15 protein-coding genes and 2 tRNA genes are annotated in these 17,670 nt (G+C 74.5%); 9 read left to right on the top strand and 8 right to left on the bottom strand.

Annotated elements, in window-relative coordinates; translation table 11 throughout:
- Positions 1–248 precede the first annotated feature (248 nt).
- From ACFVXH_RS34315 to ACFVXH_RS34285, 7 genes are all read left to right on the top strand, one after another.
- Positions 249–566: an Lsr2 family protein gene (locus tag ACFVXH_RS34315; RefSeq protein ID WP_030056585.1), complete on the top strand. Its 318-nt coding sequence runs from the start codon at positions 249–251 to the stop codon at positions 564–566.
- Between the two features lie 143 nt (positions 567–709).
- A tRNA-Gly gene (locus ACFVXH_RS34310) sits at positions 710–782 on the top strand.
- Positions 783–821: 39 nt separating this feature from the next.
- Positions 822–894, top strand: a tRNA-Gly gene (locus ACFVXH_RS34305).
- Between the two features lie 188 nt (positions 895–1,082).
- Positions 1,083–2,090, top strand: coding sequence for an ABC transporter ATP-binding protein (locus tag ACFVXH_RS34300; protein ID WP_074001868.1), 1,008 nt, complete (start codon positions 1,083–1,085; stop codon positions 2,088–2,090).
- Positions 2,087–2,920: an ABC transporter permease gene (locus tag ACFVXH_RS34295; RefSeq protein WP_387829771.1), complete on the top strand. Its 834-nt coding sequence runs from the start codon at positions 2,087–2,089 to the stop codon at positions 2,918–2,920. The genes ACFVXH_RS34300 and ACFVXH_RS34295 overlap by 4 nt, the downstream gene beginning before the upstream one ends.
- 97 nt (positions 2,921–3,017) lie before the next feature.
- Entirely contained in the window at positions 3,018–4,247 is a 1,230-nt protein-coding gene (locus tag ACFVXH_RS34290; RefSeq protein WP_079271987.1) for a sensor histidine kinase, read from the top strand.
- 17 nt (positions 4,248–4,264) lie between these two features.
- On the top strand, positions 4,265–4,888 hold the full coding sequence (locus ACFVXH_RS34285) for a response regulator (RefSeq protein WP_387829768.1): 624 nt from the start codon (positions 4,265–4,267) through the stop codon (positions 4,886–4,888).
- Between the two features lie 33 nt (positions 4,889–4,921).
- Here the strand turns inward: ACFVXH_RS34285 and ACFVXH_RS34280 are convergent, their stop codons facing one another.
- The 4 genes from ACFVXH_RS34280 to purD all read right to left on the bottom strand — a co-directional run bounded on the left by ACFVXH_RS34280 (position 4,922) and on the right by purD (position 11,172).
- On the bottom strand, positions 4,922–5,821 hold the full coding sequence (locus ACFVXH_RS34280) for a phosphoribosylaminoimidazolesuccinocarboxamide synthase (RefSeq protein WP_049654021.1): 900 nt from the start codon (positions 5,819–5,821) through the stop codon (positions 4,922–4,924).
- Between the two features lie 125 nt (positions 5,822–5,946).
- Positions 5,947–7,485 (bottom strand): N,N-dimethylformamidase beta subunit family domain-containing protein, encoded by a 1,539-nt coding sequence (locus ACFVXH_RS34275; protein WP_117488693.1) that lies wholly within the window; start codon positions 7,483–7,485, stop codon positions 5,947–5,949.
- Positions 7,486–7,712: 227 nt separating this feature from the next.
- A complete protein-coding gene (locus ACFVXH_RS34270) occupies positions 7,713–9,299 on the bottom strand; it encodes a hypothetical protein (protein ID WP_387829762.1) in 1,587 nt (528 codons plus the stop codon).
- A 625-nt stretch (positions 9,300–9,924) separates the two neighbouring features.
- Positions 9,925–11,172 (bottom strand): phosphoribosylamine--glycine ligase, encoded by a 1,248-nt coding sequence (gene purD / locus ACFVXH_RS34265; RefSeq protein ID WP_049659445.1) that lies wholly within the window; start codon positions 11,170–11,172, stop codon positions 9,925–9,927.
- Between the two features lie 367 nt (positions 11,173–11,539).
- Between purD and ACFVXH_RS34260 the strand changes: the two genes are divergently transcribed.
- Entirely contained in the window at positions 11,540–12,325 is a 786-nt protein-coding gene (locus ACFVXH_RS34260) for an SLATT domain-containing protein (RefSeq protein ID WP_082346216.1), read from the top strand.
- 119 nt (positions 12,326–12,444) lie between these two features.
- Here the strand turns inward: ACFVXH_RS34260 and ACFVXH_RS34255 are convergent, their stop codons facing one another.
- The 3 genes from ACFVXH_RS34255 to ACFVXH_RS34245 all read right to left on the bottom strand — a co-directional run bounded on the left by ACFVXH_RS34255 (position 12,445) and on the right by ACFVXH_RS34245 (position 15,233).
- Complete coding sequence (locus tag ACFVXH_RS34255; protein ID WP_049659440.1) at positions 12,445–13,092, bottom strand: hypothetical protein; 648 nt, start codon at positions 13,090–13,092, stop codon at positions 12,445–12,447.
- Positions 13,093–13,209: 117 nt separating this feature from the next.
- On the bottom strand, positions 13,210–14,226 hold the full coding sequence (locus ACFVXH_RS34250) for a GntR family transcriptional regulator (protein ID WP_387829759.1): 1,017 nt from the start codon (positions 14,224–14,226) through the stop codon (positions 13,210–13,212).
- Positions 14,227–14,435: 209 nt separating this feature from the next.
- Positions 14,436–15,233: a carbon-nitrogen family hydrolase gene (locus tag ACFVXH_RS34245; protein ID WP_387829757.1), complete on the bottom strand. Its 798-nt coding sequence runs from the start codon at positions 15,231–15,233 to the stop codon at positions 14,436–14,438.
- Positions 15,234–15,407: 174 nt separating this feature from the next.
- Here ACFVXH_RS34245 and ACFVXH_RS34240 point away from each other — a divergent pair, with 174 nt between their 5' ends.
- Positions 15,408–16,229, top strand: coding sequence for a maleylpyruvate isomerase family mycothiol-dependent enzyme (locus tag ACFVXH_RS34240; protein WP_049656343.1), 822 nt, complete (start codon positions 15,408–15,410; stop codon positions 16,227–16,229).
- 39 nt (positions 16,230–16,268) lie between these two features.
- On the opposite strand, the gene ACFVXH_RS34235 is transcribed toward ACFVXH_RS34240, so the two are convergent.
- Positions 16,269–17,663, bottom strand: coding sequence for a nitrate/nitrite transporter (locus tag ACFVXH_RS34235; RefSeq protein ID WP_387829756.1), 1,395 nt, complete (start codon positions 17,661–17,663; stop codon positions 16,269–16,271).
- Positions 17,664–17,670 lie beyond the last annotated feature (7 nt).

Here is a 17,670-nt window from a genome sequence, read left to right as displayed (position 1 = left end):
GACAGAACCGCCCGACCCGCACATCGGTATCAAGGAACCCGCCGAAGAGACGTGAATATCCGGAAAAGAATGCCGGACTCTTCGATTTCGGCCCCCTTCGGGTGCAGAATAGGGCCACCTGTCGCGGCAAGTGCTGCGTATCAGGCGAGCCGCCCGGCCCGCCCGTACGCGCTTGCGCGAGTTGGTGCACATCAGGCCCCGGTACCCCCTCGGACCGGCGGCCGAATTGCCCGAGAGGATTGACACCCATGGCTCAGCGTGTAGTTGTCACGCTCTCCGACGACCTGGACGGCGGCGCCGCCGCCGAAACCGTCCACTTCGGCGTCGACGGAAAGTCGTACGAGATCGACCTGTCCGTGGACAACGCGGAAAAGCTGCGGGAGGCCCTCGCTCCGTTCGTCGCCGCCGGCCGCCGGCAGAGCCGCACCGGAAAGTCCTTCCGGCGCACCGCCCTCACCCCGGACCCGGCCGCCGTCCGCGCCTGGGCCCTGTCCCGCGGGATGGAACTGCCGGCCCGCGGCCGCATCCCCAAGCACGTGTACGAGGCGTTCGCCGAGGCGAACTGACCCCGCGGGGAGCCCGCTCCCCGGTCGCCCCGCCCGCCCGGTCCGAAAGGGTGGGGCGACCACCCCGAACGATGCTGTAGAGTATTCCTCGTCGCCGCAACGGAGAGATCCGAAGAGGCGGCGGGTGCCCCACCAGGCACCATGCGGACGTGGCTCAGTTGGTAGAGCATCACCTTGCCAAGGTGAGGGTCGCGAGTTCGAATCTCGTCGTCCGCTCGCAGTGCGCGAGCACAGCACAACTCAATAGTTTGACCTGCGGACGTGGCTCAGTTGGTAGAGCATCACCTTGCCAAGGTGAGGGTCGCGAGTTCGAATCTCGTCGTCCGCTCAGATACGGAGGGCCCCCTCAATCGAGGGGGCCCTTCGGCATTCCCTCCCGGGGCGTCCCGGCACCCCCGCACCCGGCGGCCGGCGATATCGGCCATGACATTTGTCATCGCCGACCCGTGCGTCCCCACCGCGATGTCATGACGGCTCGCACTGCCCGTACCGCCCGGCCGACGGGAGGCTTGGGGCATGGAAACGAGCCGGCCCTCCCGCCCCAGCGACGACGTGATCGAGGTCACCGACCTGCACCGCCACTACGGCGGCGGCAGCACCGGGTACCACGCCGTACGCGGCGTCGACCTGACCGTCCGCCGCGGCGAGCTGTTCGCCCTGCTCGGCACCAACGGGGCCGGCAAGACCTCCACCATGGAGGTCATCGAGGGCCTGGCCGCGCCCACCGGCGGCACCGTCCGGGTGCTCGGCCGGGACCCCTTCACGGAGCGCGGCGCCGTCCGCCCGCGGATCGGCATCATGCTCCAGGAGGGCGGCTTCTCCGGCGAGCTCACCGCCGCCGAGACCGGCCGCACCTGGGCCGGGATGACCAGCGGCGCCCGCCCGGTCGCGGAGGCGCTGGAGCTGGTCGGCCTCGGCCACCGGGCGAACGTCCGGGTCAAGCAGCTGTCCGGCGGCGAGAAGCGCCGACTGGACCTCGCGATGGCCCTGCTCGGCCGCCCCGAGGTGCTCTTCCTGGACGAGCCCAGCACCGGCCTCGACCCGGAGGCCCGCGCCGCCGTCTGGCGGCTGGTCCGCGAGCTGCGCGCCCAGGGCACCACGGTGCTGCTCACCACGCACTACCTGGAGGAGGCCGAGGAGCTGGCCGACCGGCTGGCCATCATGCACGGCGGCCAGGTCGTCACCTCCGGCACCGTCGCCGAGGTGATCGCCGGCCGGCCCTCCCGGATCTCCTTCGAACTGCCCGAGTTCACCGGGACCGCGCTGCCCCTGCTGCCCGGCGCCGAGCTGTCCGTCGACGGCCGCAAGGTCACCGTGCAGACCGTCGGGCTCCAGGACACCCTCACCGACCTGCTCGGCTGGGCCCGGCACCACGGCATCGCGCTCGGCGCGCTGGACGCCCGCAGCGCCTCGCTGGAGGAGGCCTTCCTCGCGATCGCCTCCGAGGCCGCCCACCAGCACCCCCCGCAGGCGCCCGCCGCCACCCGCCCCGCCCGCCGCCGCCTGATCGGATCCGCCCGATGACCACCGCCACCGCCACCGCCACCACCGCCGGTCCGCAGAGCACCGCCGTCCGCCGGCTGCTCGCCCTCGGCCGGGCCGAGGCCACCCTGCTGCTGCGCAACCGCACGGCCCTGTTCACCGCCCTGGTGCTGCCGCTGTTCCTGGTCGTCGTCCTCCGGAGCACGCTGGCGCAGCAGGCCGAGTCCAACCCCGGCCTGGACGTCGACTCGCTGCTGGTCTACGGCTCGGTCGGGATGGTCCTGGCCTTCGTCGTGTACTACAACCTGACCGCCGCGTACGTCGGACGGCGCGGCGAGCTGGTCCTCAAGCGGCTGCGCACCGGCGAGGCCCGGGACATCGAGATCCTGCTCGGCACCGCCGTCCCCTCGCTCACCCTCGGCCTGCTGATGGCCGCCCTGATCGGGATCGGCGGCAGCGTCGCCCTGCACCTGACCGTGCCGGTCAACCCGCTCCTGATGCTGGTCGGCCTGCTGCTGGCGCTGGCCACCATGATCGCCCTGGCCGCGCTGTCCAGCGCCTTCACCAGGACCGTGGAGAGCGCCGGCATCACCACCCTGCCGGTCATGCTGGTCATGCAGTTCGGCTCCGGCCTGTTCGTCCCGCTGGACGTCATGCCCGAGCAGCTGGCGAACATCTGCCGCCTGCTGCCGACCACCCCGGCCTTCCAGCTGATCCGCGTCGGCTGGTTCGGCACCGACGGCTCGGCCGCCGCGACCGGTTTCGCCGGCTCCTGGGGCGCCGCCGGCTCGCACCTGGTCACCGGGGGCATCTGGCTCGCCCTCGCGGTCTGGGGCGCGGTGCGCTACTTCCGCTGGGAGCCGCGCCGCTGAGCATCCGGCAGTAATCCGAAGGAACGCCCCCGGTCCGACCTCTGATATGAAGGCAGCAAGCATGATCGTGGTCGAACTGGGGGCGGAAGAAATGAGAATGCGGTCGCCGCTTCGCAGCTGGACGAGCCTGAGCAATCCCCAGCGCACCGAGCTGTACCTGCGCTGGTCGCTCTACCTGATGGCGCTGTTCATCCTGCCCGGCATCCTGCTCACCGTCGGGAGCGTCGCCGACCAGGCCGAGAACATCCCGGTGATCCGGATCTCCCTGCTGATCGGACTCGCCGTCACCCTGGTGCTGCTGCGGGCCTACCGCACCGCGCTCGACCACTACCTGGGCCGCCCCGCCGACCACCGGCTCTGGACCGCCCTCTCGGCCGGCCTCGCGGTGGCAGGCTCCTGGACGGTCCTGCTGTTCGGGCCCGCCGACGGCGGGACGCGGAGCCCGGGAGGCGCGCCCTTCACCCCGTTCGTCGCCAGCGTCCTGCTGATCGCCTCCTTCGGGCCGGTGTGCGTGGCGCTGACCCCGCGCTGGGCCGCCGTCACCGGGGTGGGCATGCTGGCGGCCGTCTTCCCGGCCGGGGTGCTGTCCGGGGGCGACCCCGCCGGCGTCGCCGGGTACCTGACCGGACTGACCATCGGCATGGCCTTCATCGGCTTCAGCTGCCGCAGCTTCGCCTGGCTGACCTCGATCGTCTGGGAACTGGACACCGCCCGCGAGGCGCAGTCCCGGCTGGCCGTCGCCGAGGAGCGGCTGCGCTTCTCCCGCGACCTGCACGACGTGATGGGCCGCAACCTCACCACCATCGCGCTGAAGAGCGAGCTCGCCGTGCAGCTCGCCCGCCGGGGCCGCACCGAGGCCGCCGACCAGATGGCCGAGGTGCAGAAGATCGCCCAGGAGTCGCAGCGCGAGGTCCGGGACGTCATCCGCGGCTACCGCACCGCCGACCTGCACGCCGAGGCGATCGGCGCCCGCGCGGTGCTGCGCTCGGCCGACGTCGTCTGCGAGATCGACCTCGGCGAGCAGGCGGACGAGCTGCCGGCCCCGGTCCAGTCGGTGTTCGGCTGGGTCATCCGCGAGGCCACCACCAACGTGCTGCGGCACAGCGAGGCCGACCGCTGCCTGATCCGGCTGCGGACCGAGGACGGACGGGCCGTGCTGGAGCTGGAGAATGACGGGGTGCCCGACGTCCCGTTCCCCTCCCAGGGCAGCGGCACCGGGCTGCGCGGACTGCGCGAACGGCTCGCCGCCCACGGCGGCGAGCTGGCCGTGCCGACCGCCGGGCAGGGCGTCTTCCGGATGCTCGCCACCGTCCCGCTGCCGAGCTGAGGAAGAAAGACCGCCCGATGACCGAGAACGCCGCGCCCGTCCGCGTCCTGCTCGCCGACGACGAGCACCTGATCCGGGGCGCGCTGGCCGCGCTGCTCTCGCTGGAGGACGACATCGAGGTGGTCGCCCAGGCCGGCTCCGGGACGGAGGCGCTGGCGATGGCCCAGGCGCACCGCCCGGACGTCGCGGTGCTGGACCTCCAGATGCCCGGCAAGGACGGCATCGAGGTGGCCTCCGCGCTGCGGCTGCTGCTGCCGGACTGCCGCTGCATGATCGTCACCGGCCACGGCCGCCCGGGCTACCTGAAGCGGGCGCTGGAGGTCGGGGTGCGCGGCTTCCTGCCGAAGACCGTCTCGGCGGCCGACCTGGCGGGCATCATCCGGACCGTGCGCTCCGGCGGCCGGTACGTGGACCCGGAGCTGGCGGCGGACGCGATCAGCGCCGGCGAGACCCCGCTGACCCCGCGCGAGACGGACGTCCTGGAGCTGGCCGCGGACGGCACCCCGATCGCCGAGATCGCCGAGCGCGCCTCGCTCTCCCAGGGCACCGTGCGCAACTACCTGTCCTCGGCGGCCACCAAGCTGGGCGCGGAGAACCGGCACGCGGCGGTGCGGATCGCCCGCGAGCACGGCTGGATCTGAGGGATCCGGCGCCCGCGGGCGATCGTTCCGGGCTCAGGCCCAGGTGGTGCCGGTCAGCCGCTCGTACACCTCGATGTACCGGGCCCGGGTCTGCTCGACGATCTCGGTCGGCAGCGCCGGCGGCGGCTGCTCGCCGTGGCGGTCCCAGCCGGAGGCCGGGGAGACCAGCCAGTCGCGGATCAGCTGCTTGTCGAAGGACGGCTGCGAGCGGCCCGGCTGCCACTGGTCGGCGGGCCAGTAGCGGGAGGAGTCCGGGGTGAGCACCTCGTCGCCGATCAGCAGCTCGCCGTCCAGCAGGCCGAACTCGAACTTGGTGTCGGCCAGGATGATGCCGCGCTCGCGGGCGATGTCCCGGGCCCGGGCGTAGACGTCCAGGGTGGTGCGGCGCAGCTGGGCGGCGAGCTCGGCGCCGATCCGGCGGGCGGTCTCCTCGTAGGAGACGTTCTCGTCGTGCTCGCCGACCTCGGCCTTGAGCGCCGGGGTGTAGATCGGGGCGGGCAGCTCGGAGCTGTTCTCCAGGCCCTCGGGCAGCGCGATGCCGCAGACCGTACGGCTCTCCTGGTACTCGGCCAGGCCGGAGCCCGCCAGGTAGCCGCGGGCGACCGCCTCGACCGGGACCATCTCCAGGCTGCGGCAGACCAGCGTGCGGCCCTTCCAGTCGGCCGGGGCGCCGGCCGGGACCTCGGTGGAGATCACGTGGTTGGGGACGATGTCGGCGATCCGCTCGAACCACCACAGCGACAGCTGGGTGAGGATGCGGCCCTTGTCCGGGATCTCGTTCGGCAGCACCCAGTCGTGGGCGGACGTCCGGTCGCTGGCCACCATGACCAGCTCGCCCGATCCGGTGCGGTAGAGGTCGCGCACCTTGCCGGTGTGCAGGTGGACCAGGCCGGGTACCTGGACCGGCTCGGGCTTGGTGACAAATCCGCTCAAGGTGTTCAGTCCTCAGGGGTCGTTCGCGGGTGGGGCACCGCGAAAGGGGAGGTCACTGCCCCCGCAGTCTTTCACGACCGGGTTCGCCCGCCCCGACCCGTCCCCGGCCTCGGGGGACGGAGCGCCTAGTTCTTGCACAGTCGGTCCAGCAGGTTGGCGGTGGCCCGCTGGATCCGCTCGTCGGTCAGGCCCGGGCGGCCCAGCGCGGGCGACCAGGCGAAGGTGCCCGCCGCGAAGACGTACGCGCCGCTGGGCGCCCGGTACAGCGAGGTCTCCTGGTAGCGGGTGCGGCCGCCCAGGTCCTGGTACGGCGAGTGCGCCAGCAGCACCCGCTCGATGTGCTCGGGCAGCGCCACCTTGGGGTAGTAGCGGTCGGCCTCGCCGGCGACCAGCCCGGGCAGCTCGTCGCCCTCCTGGAGGCCGGTGCCGTCCCAGAGCCAGTGCGCGGTGTGCCGGGCGACCAGCGGGACGGGCGCGGCGACCCGCCCCGAGTACTGCACCCCGAGCAGCTGCTGCTCGGGCTCCCCGGCGTCCCGCCACAGCGCGCTGGCCGCGCCGGGCGCCCCGGCGGCCGGGCTGCCGGGGCGGACCTTCTGCCGCTTGCGGCAGTTGAGCAGCCGGTTGGGCTCGCCGGAGGCGGCGGCGGTCAGCTCGACCCGCCAGTACATGGTGTTGGCGGAGAGGAACACCAGCGAGGTGCCGCCGTCCCGGGCCCGCTCGGCGGCCCGGCGCATCGGCTCGGACCAGTACTCGTCGTGGCCGGGGAAGACCAGCGCCCGGTGCCGGGACGGGTCCACCAGGCCGGCGTGCAGGTCGGTGGCGGTGGCGTAGGAGAGGTCGTAGCCGAAGCGCTCGGCCCAGCGGATGAAGTCGTACGCGTGGCCGACGTGCAGCGGCAGTCCGGCGGTGGCGTGCGGGCGGTCGAAGGAGACGGTGACGGCCGCCTCCGGCTCGCCGACCAGACCGCCCAGGCCGTCCCAGGCGTGGTAGAGGCTGGCGCCGGTGCGGCCGTCCTCGGGGAACAGGTTGTACGCCTGCCAGGTCACGTCGGGGAGCACCAGGAGCAGCTCGGCGGTGCGCGCCCGCTCGTCGAAGTCCCGGACGGTGAAGGGGATGTGGCTGCGGTGCAGCATGTCCGCGGTGGTCAGCACGGCGACGTACGAGCCGGGCTTCCAGTGCGCCGGGATCTGGAGCCGCCAGGAGTGCCACCAGTGGTGGCAGGAGACCGTCCGGTCGACCACCAGCGGGGCGGGCTGGGCGAGGCCGGAGATCAGCGGGCTGGAGGTCATGTGGCGGGCGCCGTCGCCGCCGTAGTGGCCGATCCGGAAGACGTCCACGGTGAACTCGCGGGGCGGGTTGACGGTGACCCGGAAGTCCACCGAGCCGCCGGGGCGGATCACCCCGGCCGAGGCGAAGCCCTTGATCTGCTGGTCCACGTCGTTGGCGCCCTGCGGGCTGCCGACCGACGGCTTGGGCCGGGTGCCCGCGGCCAGCGGCTGCTGGCCGGGCGCGTCCACCGAGACGTACCAGGGGACGGCGCCCTCCGCCCCCGCCAGGTACTGGTCCGGGCTGCGCAGCCAGGGCAGCGGCCCCTGACCGAAGGGGTCGGAGACGCTGTAGGCGTGCGTCCCCGACTCCCAGCGGCGGTTGAGTTCGGTCCCCACGCGCCCCTCCCAGGTGCACTTCCGCCCGGTGGCACGTGCCCCCCGGATGTGCGTGCGGTCTAATACACCACAGAGTGCTGCCGTAACGTCACCCTCCGGTAGCAATTGGTGCAGGGAATCTCGCGCGCCTCCCGGGCAGGGCCTCCGGCCTGCGAAGACGCCGGGCGGCCAACCGATTTGGGGGCGCGCACCGGGGCACCGAGCGCCCTCCTGGAACGCCTGGGACGTCAGAGGCGGACGGGTTTCTCGAGACGGACGTCGGCCGCGTCCAGCCAGGCGCGCAGCGGGCCGTCCTGGCCCTGTTCGACGGCCTGGGCGACCGGGCCGGCCAGGTCGGTGCGGCGCACCCCGCCGAGCAGCAGCACCGGGCCGTCCAGCCAGTCCAGGCCGGGGGCGCCGCCGGCGGTGTCCACGGCGGCGCAGCAGACCATCGCGGTGACGTGGTCGACCAGCAGGTCGCGGCCGCTGCGGTCCGGTTCGAGCAGCGGGGCCGGGGCGGTGGTGCGGGCCAGCTGGGCGGCGAGCGCGGCGGCCAGCAGCTCGCCGTCGCCCTCGGCGAGCCGGCCCAGCAGCCGGGTGAGGGTCGGAGCGCCCGGGCGGGACTGCGGGGCGAGCCGGTCCAGGGCGGTCTGCAGGGCGGCGGCGCCCGCCCGCCAGCCGGCGTCCACCACCTCGGCCGGGTAGTCGGCCCACTCCAGCTCGTGCCAGCCGCCGGCCGCCGGGCGGCCGAAGAACAGGTCGGCGGCGAGCCGGGAGACCGCCCGGTCGACGGTGCCGGGCTCCTCCAGCAGGTCGCAGGCGGGGCGGTCGCCGAGCCGGCTGCCGTAGCCGTCGGCCAGCCGGTCGCGCCGGGACAGCTCGGTGAGCGCGGAGACCACGCCGGCGTTGAGGTGGGCCGGGTGGCGGCCGAGCCGCCAGGCGGGCAGCGCGACCCGGGTGAGCAGCCGGTCCCAGCCCGCGTAGGCCAGGCCGACCTGCTCCTGGGCGGCGATCCGCAGGCCGTAGTCGACCGCCCTGGCCTGCTCGGAGGCCCAGCCCGCGACCGAGCGCTCCAGCTCGGCGGAGTGGCCCCGGCAGGCGCCGAGCAGCCGGCGGACGACCCGGCGGACGACCCGGTCGGCGAGTGCGGCCGGACCGCGCCGGGGCGGCCGGGGCGGGGCGGCCAGGATGCCGCCGCCGAGGCCGGGGGCCGTGCCGCCGCCGGAGTCCAGGCAGGCGTCCAGGCGGCGCAGGAAGCGCCGGGCGGCGGCGATCTCCGGGTCGGCGGAGGCGGCGGTGCCGGCCACCACGGGGGCGAGCAGGGCCCGCAGCTCGCCGGCCCGCATCCACCAGAGGAAGGGCGAGCCGATCACCAGGACGGGGGCGGGCTCGGCCGGGTCCGGCTGCGGCGGCGTGGCCGTCGGCCCGGCGGGCGGGACGTCCTCCAGCCAGCTGTCGCAGTCCGGGGTGAGGGCGACGGCGGAGGGCGCGGGCACGTCCAGCCGGTCCGCCAGTTCGTCGATCAGCCGGTACAGCTCGGGTGCCTCGGCGCGGTCCAGCGGGACGGCCGGGGTGGACGGCGGGACGGCCCGGCGCAGGGCCCGGGCGGTCAGCCCGGCCACCAGCAGGGTCAGCGCGGCGACCGCGCAGACCGCCCAGCGGGCGGCGTCCCAGCCGGCCGCGTCGGCGGCCCCGGGCGCGCCGATCCGGCCGGTGAACCGGCCCGCGAGCAGGACCACCGCGACGGCGGTGGGCAGGGCGGCGGCGGCCCGGGCGAGGCCTCGGACCCGCAGGACCGCCTGGGCGTGAGCGCGCGCGATGTCGACTGCTGCCATACGGTGCGGCACCCCCTTCGGAGCCCTCGGGCGCCCGGCTTCGGGCCCTGAGCCGACTCGAAATGATCAGTTCCGACCGGGAAGCGGAGGCGTCCGATCCCCGGTAGTGCATGCTGCGTGGCGCTACTGACATTTTCGACGCCCCGGTCCGGGTGGGCGTTCCGGATCACCCCGGTTTCCACTCGTCCCGGTGACACTGCCCGGATTCCGGACGCCGGCGGCCGGTCCGGTGCGAAGCACCCGACGACCGCCCGGCCGGACGCCGTCCAGCATCCCCCCGTGGGAGCACCGCTACCCGGCGGCGACCCCGGCGCACGGGCCCCGCGCACCGCGATCCAGCGCACCATAAGGCCGCGCAGCCGGTTGCGTCAGCCGGATGCGGGTGCTGTCACCCGATGGGCTGGAATCCGTCGGCCGAACGGTGAGTCCGCCCCGGTGGCCCCTCCAGCCCCGAAACGCCCGGGGCACTGCGCCCATGGGGGTTGACCGGCCAGCTCGGTTGTTCGAGCTTCGCTCGCCCCTACCGGCGGTCCCCCGCCACGGGCCCGAGCGGGGCCGTCACACGCCGCGGCCCCCGTGCGAACGGTTCGCACGGGGGCCGCGGTCGGCACGGGCACGGGTGGCCTCAGGCGGTGGCCGCCTTCAGCGCGATGTCGGTGCGGTGCTGGCCGCCCTTGAGGGAGATCCGGTCCACCGCGGCGTACGCGCGCTCGCGCGCCTCGGCCAGGTCGGCGCCGGTCGCGGTGACCGACAGCACGCGGCCGCCGGCGCTCAGCACCTGGCCGTCCTCGCCCGCCGTCGTCCCGGCGTGCAGCACGAACGCGGTGCCGTCCGCCTCGGCCTCGGCCAGGCCGTCGATCGGGTCGCCGGTGCGCGGGGCGGCCGGGTAGCCCTCGGAGGCGACGACCACGGTGACGGCCGCGCCCTCGTCCCAGCGCAGCGGCTCCAGCTGGTCCAGGGTGCCGTTGGCGGAGGCCAGCAGCACGCCCGCCAGCGGGGTGCGCAGCCGGGCCAGCACGACCTGGGTCTCCGGGTCGCCGAAGCGGGCGTTGAACTCGATCACCCGGGTACCGCGCGAGGTGAGCGCCAGGCCCGCGTACAGCAGGCCGGAGAACTCGGTGCCGCGGCGGCGCAGCTCGTCCACGGTCGGCTGGAGGACGGTCTCCAGGACCTCCTCGACCAGCCCGGCGGGCGCCCACGGCAGCGGCGAGTAGGCGCCCATGCCGCCGGTGTTGGGGCCCTCGTCGCCGTCCAGCGCGCGCTTGAAGTCCTGGGCGGGCTGGAGCGGGACGACGGTGGTGCCGTCGGTGATCGCGAACAGCGAGACCTCGGGGCCGTCCAGGTACTCCTCGATGACCACGCGCTCGCAGGCGGCGGCGTGCGCCAGCGCCTCCGCGCGGTCGGAGGTGACCACGACGCCCTTGCCGGCGGCCAGGCCGTCGTCCTTCACCACGTACGGGGCGCCGAAGGCGTCCAGCGCCTCGGCCGCCTCTGCGGCGGTGGTGCAGACGTAGGAGCGGGCGGTGGGCACGCCGGCCGCGGCCATCACGTCCTTGGCGAAGGCCTTCGAGCCCTCCAGTCGGGCGGCCGCCGCGGACGGGCCGAACACCGGGACGCCGGCCGCGCGCACGGCGTCCGCGACGCCGGCCACCAGCGGGGCCTCCGGCCCGACCACCACCAGGGCGGCGCCGAGCCGGCCGGCCAGCGCGGCGACCTGCGCACCGTCCAGCTGGTCGACCGGGTGGACCGTCGCGACCTGCGCGATCCCGGCGTTGCCCGGGGCACAGTGCAGTTCGGACACAGCGGGATCTTGGGACAGAGAGCGGCACAGGGCGTGTTCGCGGGCGCCGCCGCCGATGACGAGGACCTTCACGCCTGGCAGCGTAGTCGGTGGCCTGTTCCGGCCGCTCTCCGGTCCCGTCGGATCCTCCAGGTGGAACGCTCCGTACGCCGAGCACACTGGAGGATCGTCCAAGCCCGACCGGGCCGATTCGGCGACGGGTGCCCGGGTCACGACGGCGGGTCACCGGACCCTCGCTCGGACGGGTGAAATCTCGCCGACCCCCGCAACCCGCCCACCTCGGGTTCCGTTGGCCGAAACCGGTAACGATCAGCGGAGAAGCGCCCCCACGGTCAGCCATTTGGCGGTAAGAAGTGCTGTTGGAGAACCACCGGCGGACACCACGTCAGCCGTTGCGCCGACAGACCCAGCAGTCCGCCCGCCACAGGGAGCCCCACAGGTGAGCCAGCCGGAAATGCAGCCCGAGGAGAGTGCCTGGGGCAAGGAGATCGGCGAGGAGGACCCGCCCGCCGCCGCCGTCGTCCGACGGGCCTCCACCCGACGCCGGGACGATCTGAGCACCCGACAGTTCCCGCTCGGGGACTGGGGCGAGCCCGCCGAACGGCTGGAGGAGCTCTACCGCTGGTCCGAGGAGCGGGCGGTCGAGGCCATCGAGTGGTACCGCCGGGACCGGATCTGGAAGCGCCGCTGGGCGCGCCTGCTGCGGTTCGGCGCGGCCGGCTTCGCGGTGGGCGGGGTGACCGCCCCGCTGGTCGACCTGGCCGGCGCCTTCGCGAACGGCACCGGCTGGGGCTACGTCGGCTTCGCGCTCTCCGCCGGCTGCCTGGCCGCCGACCGGGTCTTCGGCCTCACCTCCGGCTGGATGCGGGACGTCTCCACCGGACAGGCGCTGCAACGCCGCCTGGAGGCCTTCCAGTTCGACTGGGCGTCGGAGTGCGTGCGCGAGGTGCTCGGCCCGACCGAGGGCACCGCGGGCGAGGCCGCCGAGCGCTGCCTGGGCGTGCTGCGCCGGTTCTGCGAGGACGTCTCCGACATGGTCCGCTCCGAGACCTCGGAGTGGATGCTGGAGTTCCGCGCCTCGATGACCCAGCTGCCCACCCAGTCCGGCGGGGCCTGGGGCGGGCGCAGCGAGCCCGGGGTGGGCGCCCAGGTGCGGGTGCTGCCGCCGCCGGGCACCCGGCCCACCATGCCGCGTCAGCGGCCGCCGGAGGGGCCGCTGCGCTAGCGGTCGGGGCCGGGAGCCGGATCGCGACTCGGGGCTCAGGGCTCAGGGCTCAGGGCTCAGGGCTCAGGGCTCAGGGCTCAGGGCTCAGGGCTCAGGGCTCAGGGCTCAGGGCTCAGGGCTCAGGCGAAGACGATCATCGAGCCCTGGGCGACGCTCCTGGTCGCCGCCGCGTACAGGCCCGACCAGGCGTGCCGCTCCCGGGCGAAGGGGTGGACGTCGTCGATCGGCGGCCCGAACGGCTGCTCCAGGCCGGTCGGGCCGAGCGGCCGGGTCGGGTCCGGCGGATTGAGCGGGTCGATGCCCAGCGCCGGTGCGACGGCCTGGAGTTCGCGCAGCAGCCCGTGGCTGGAGCCGAGCGGACCACCGGAGGCGAGCAGCGTCTCGTCCACCAGCGGCACCGCGAACTCGACCGGCACGTACGCGCCGGCGTGGTCGAAGTGCCAGACCAGGTGCGACTGTTCGGCGCCGCTCTCGAACATCTCCAGCAGCTGCTCGTAGTCGCCACCGAGCGTGTCGACCGGGGTGATGTCCAGTCCGGTGAGGCCCAACAGGTAGGCGCGGCGCAGGAAGTGCAGCGAGTCGTAGTCGAAGGCGGCTATCGGCTCGACCGCACCGCTGATGCCCGGGACGAACTGGTAGACCGGCACCTCGGGCAGCCCGCGCGAGGCCAGCACCGCGTTGTAGAGCGCGAGGTCGTCCCGGAAGGGGTTGTCGGGACTGTGGCTCAGCACGTCCACCAGCGGGACGAGCCAGAGGTCGCAGGCCATGGCCGGCAGTTCCTCTCCGGAGGCGGGGATCGCCCGCGGAGACGGGGCGACGACGGGGGCTTGGGTCGGTACCCGGACGGCCCGTTGGCGGGGCGCCCGGTCCGACGCCCGCCCACCCTACCGGCCCGGCGCGGCGTGCGGGTCGGACCGCCCCCGCGGGGCCTCCGGGGGCAGCTCCGGCAGCCGCCGGCCGAACCGGCCGTACGGCGTCGCGCGCGGCTGCGGCACCAGGCCGAGGCCCAGGCCCAGTTCACGGCCGAGCTCCCGGCCGACCTCGTCGCTGCGGCGGCTCCGCTCGGCGCGGGCCGCACCGGGCCCGGCGGCGGACTCGGCGGCCGGCTCCGGCGGGGCCGGCGGCGCGGGCGGCGGCTCGACCGGCACCGCCGGCGGCTCCTCCCCGGCGAACTCGGTGAGCAGCCCGAGGACCGTCACCGACTCCAGCGGCTGTCCGGCCAGCCCGGCCAGCAGCCGGACGGTGTACAGGTTGTACTCGCAGATGATCCGGTGCGCGGCGAGCGGGTCGCGGGCCTCGATCGCCTCGACCAGGTCCGGGTGGCGCTCCCAGCAGACCCCGCCCAGCGCGGGCAGCTCCCGCAGGTAGCGGGCGGCGAACATCCAGGACTGCACCCGCAGCCAGTCCAGGTAGTCGGCGATCCGGCGGTTGCCGAGCAGCGCGCCGACCTCCTGCCAGAACCGGCGGTCGCAGCCCACCATCACGTCCAGGTTCCCGGCCCGGGCGGCCCGCACCGCCGCGTCGGCCCGGCGGTGCAGCGAGGACAGCCGGCTGAGGTCGGGCAGCGCCCGGCGGGCGGTGTACTGGCGGTGGAAGCTGTCGGTGATCAGGACCCGGGACTCGAAGATCTCCAGGAAGTCGTCCCAGCCGAGCTCGGGCACGGTGAAGCCGCGGTGGTGCTCGGCCCGCAGCAGGCCCTGCGCGCCGAGGTCGACCAGGGCCTCGCGGGCCGGGGTCGCGGAGACGCCGTACAGCTCGGCGATCTCCTTGACGGTGAAGTTGCGGCCGGCCGCGAGTCGGCCGGCCATCATCTCCTCGCGCAGCGCGCCGGCGATCTGCTCGCGCAGGCTGTTGCGGTGGATGACGGGACGGGGGGTGTCGCCTGCGCCGTTGTCAGGCATGGGCGCGACCTCCTCGGGCGGGCCGACCGGGCAGGCCCTCGTACGGGCCGGCGGGGAACACGACGAGTGCTCATCTTCTCAAACCCGATCGACCCAGGTACGAACCAACCCTCCGGAACGCCGTCCGCGGCGCCCCGGCGCCGTCCCGACCGCGCCCCGTCCCCCGCTCCCGCCGCCGTGCCGGCCCCCGCTCCGGGCGCCGCTCCGGCTCAGCGCTGGACCGGCGCCGGGATCCCCAGCAGGCGGTCCCGCAGCACCGGGAACTCCTCGCGCGCCTTGGCCACCTCGGCCGGGTCGAACTCGACCACCAGGACCTCCTCGTCCGCCCCCGCCTCGGCCAGCACCCGGCCCCACGGGTCCACCACGATGCTGTGCCCCGCCTGCTCGACCCCGGCGTGCGTCCCGGCAGTGTTGCAGGCCAGCACGAAGGCCTGCTCCTCCACCGCCCGGGCCCGGGCCAGCAGCGTCCAGTGCTCGCGCCGCCGGGCCGGCCAGGCCGCCGGGACCACCAGCAGCTGCGCGCCGGCGTCCAGCAGCGCCCGGAACAGCTCCGGGAAGCGCAGGTCGTAGCAGGTGGCCAGGCCCAGCGTGGCGAAGTCGGTGGGCGCGGTGACGATCTCCTGCCCGGCGCCCATCACCACCGCCTCGCCGCTGTCGAAGCCGAAGCGGTGGATCTTGCGGTACGTGTGCACCAGCTCGCCGTCCGGGGAGAACAGCAGCGAGGTGTTGTAGATCGGACCGTCCGGATCGCGTTCGACGATCGAACCGGCGTGCAGCCAGACCCCGGCGGCCCGGGCGGCGGCCGACATCACGTCCGAGGTGGGCCCGTCCAGCGTCTCCGCGCCGTCCGACCAGAGGTCGTAGGCGAAGCCGCCGAGCGGCCACAGCTCCGGGAGGACCACCAGGTCGGCGCCCTGTTGCGCCCGCACCAGGGCGGCCGCCCGAGCCCTCCGCTCGGCGGGCGGCTCCGCGTCGGAGACCGCGAGTTGGATCAATGAAGCGCGCACAGTACCACCGTCCACGGCAAGAGACCTACGATCGTCACCCGAAAGCGCTGCCCAGCTGTCTCCCGGCAGCGTAACGTGCGGTTAGCGTGTGCGCCGGGAAAGCCGGACCATCCCGGTCGGCCGTGACGGCGGGGCACAGGCGGCAAGGAAGCTGACGGAGGGCCGGAGATTCCCGTGACGGACAACCAGACCGTGCAGGCTTACACCGAGGCGTGGACCCAGACCATCGAGTCCATATCGGAGCTGGTCGCCCCCCTTCCCGAGGGCTCCTGGAACCGGGCCACCGAGTGTCCGGGCTGGTCCGTCCGGGACGTCGTCTCGCACGTGATCGCGGTCGAGTCCGACCTGCTCGGCGACCCCCGCCCGATCCACTCGCTGCCGCGTGACCTCCGTCACGTGACCTCCGAGTTCGCCCGCTACGTCGAACTCCCGGTCGACAAGCGCCGCTGCCACACCGCGCTGGAGATGACCAGCGAGCTGGAGTACACGATCATCCGGCGCTCCCGGGCGCTGCGGAACGCCAAGCAGACGCCCGAGGAGCCGGTGCGCTGGCCGGCCGGGCCGCTGGCCAGGGACGTCCCGTACCACGAGCTGCTGCGGAGGCGGGCCTTCGACGTCTGGGTGCACGAGCAGGACCTGCGCCGGGCCCTGGAGGCCCCGGGCAACCTGGACGCCCCGGCCGCGCTGATCACCCGGGACGTGCTGCTGGAGCTGCTGCCCAAGGCCGTCGCCACCAAGGCCGGGGCCCCGGCCGGAACGGCGCTGGTGCTGGACGTCACCGGCCCGGTGGAGTTCCTGCGCACCGTCCGGGTGGACGCCACCGGCCACTGCACCGTGGACGAGTCGATCAGCCTGGCGCCCGACGTCCAGCTCACCATGGACTGGGAGACCTACCTGCGGCTCGCCTGCGGCCGCGGCCGGCCCGGCCCGGTCTCCGTCGAGGGCGACCAGGAGCTGGCCGAGCGGGTGCTGGCCAACTTCTCGGTCACCATCTGAGGCGGGCCGCCCGGGGCCCGGGGCCGGACGGCCCCGGGCTCAGCCCGCCTGCGCCGCGACCTTCCGGCGCAGCCGCAGGACCATCGCCGTGCCCACCGCCAGCGGGACGTACTGCCAGCAGAACGCCCAGCGGAAGGCGTCGGCCGAGTACCCGCCGGCCCCGTCCGGGGAGAGCGCGTCCAGCAGCACGCCGATGCCGAAGAGGGTGATCATCGTGCCGATGAAGCCGCCCATGTTGACGATCCCGGAGGCGGTGCCGAGCCGCTCCGCGGGGTTGCGGGCGCGCGCGTAGTCGAGGCCGACCAGCGAGGCCGGGCCGTTGCTGCCCATCACTAGGATGATCCCGACCAACAGCCAGGTCGGCGGGTGGCCGCCGGGCCAGGCCAGCACCAGTGCCCAGCCGAGCGCGGTGGTCACGACGACGGTCAGCACGATCGGCATCCGGGCCCGCGCCGAGGCGGAGAGCAGCCGGCCGAAGAGGAAGCCGAAGCTCATGTTGCTGAGCACCAGCAGGGTCAGCAGCCCGCCGGCCCCCGCCCGGGACATGCCCTGCGCCTGCACCAGGTAGGGCAGGCCCCAGAGCAGGCCGAAGGCGTTGCCGGGGAACTGGGTGGTGAAGTGGATCCAGAGCCCGAGCCGGGTGCCCGGCTCCCGCCAGCAGGCGAGGACCTGCTGGCCGACCTTCGGCCGCGCCCCGGGCGCCCCGCCCCTCCCGGCCTCCCCGGGCCGGGCGGCGGCGGCCTCCTGCGGGGGCGTGTCCTTGAGGAAGAGCGCGACCAGCGCGAACACCGCCACGCCCAGCAGCGCGATCGCGGTGAAGGTGGGCGTCCAGCCCTCGCTGTGCAGCGCCTGGGCGAGCACCACGGTGGTGACCAGGTTGCCGCCCATCCCGGCCAGGCCGGTCAGCTGGGCGACGAACGGGTTCCGGGCCGCCGGGAACCACCGGGCGGCGATCCGCAGCACGCTGATGAAGGTCATCGCGTCGCCGCAGCCGAGCACCGCGCGGGAGGCCAGCGCGGGGCCGAAGGAGGAGCTGAACGCGAAGGCCAGCTGACCGGCGCTCAGCAGCAGGACGCCCAGCAGCAGCACCCGGCGCGGCCCGAACCGGTCGACCAGCAGGCCGACCGGTATCTGCATGGCCGCGTAGACCAGCACCTGGAGGATCGAGAAGGTGGAGAGCGCCGAGGCGCCGATGCCGAAGCGGTCGGCGGCGTCCAGTCCGGCCACGCCGAGGCTGGTGCGGTGGATGACGGCCAGGATGTAGACGCTGACGCCGACGGACCAGGCCAGCCAGGCCGCGCGGCCGCCGGGCGGCTCGAATACGGGTCCGGGCACCGGCGCTGACGCCGGCGCGGGGCCGGCCGGGGGCCCGGCGGCGGGTCGGGGAGCGGGGACGGACGGGGACGGGGCTGGACGGGCGGGCTCCACGGTCATAGTCCGA

The sequence above is a fragment of the Kitasatospora sp. NPDC058184 genome (genome assembly GCF_042883725.1).
Lineage (GTDB): Bacteria > Actinomycetota > Actinomycetes > Streptomycetales > Streptomycetaceae > Kitasatospora.
The sequence above is the reverse complement of the archived record's forward strand: the minus strand, read 5'-3'. Positions and strand labels throughout refer to the sequence as shown.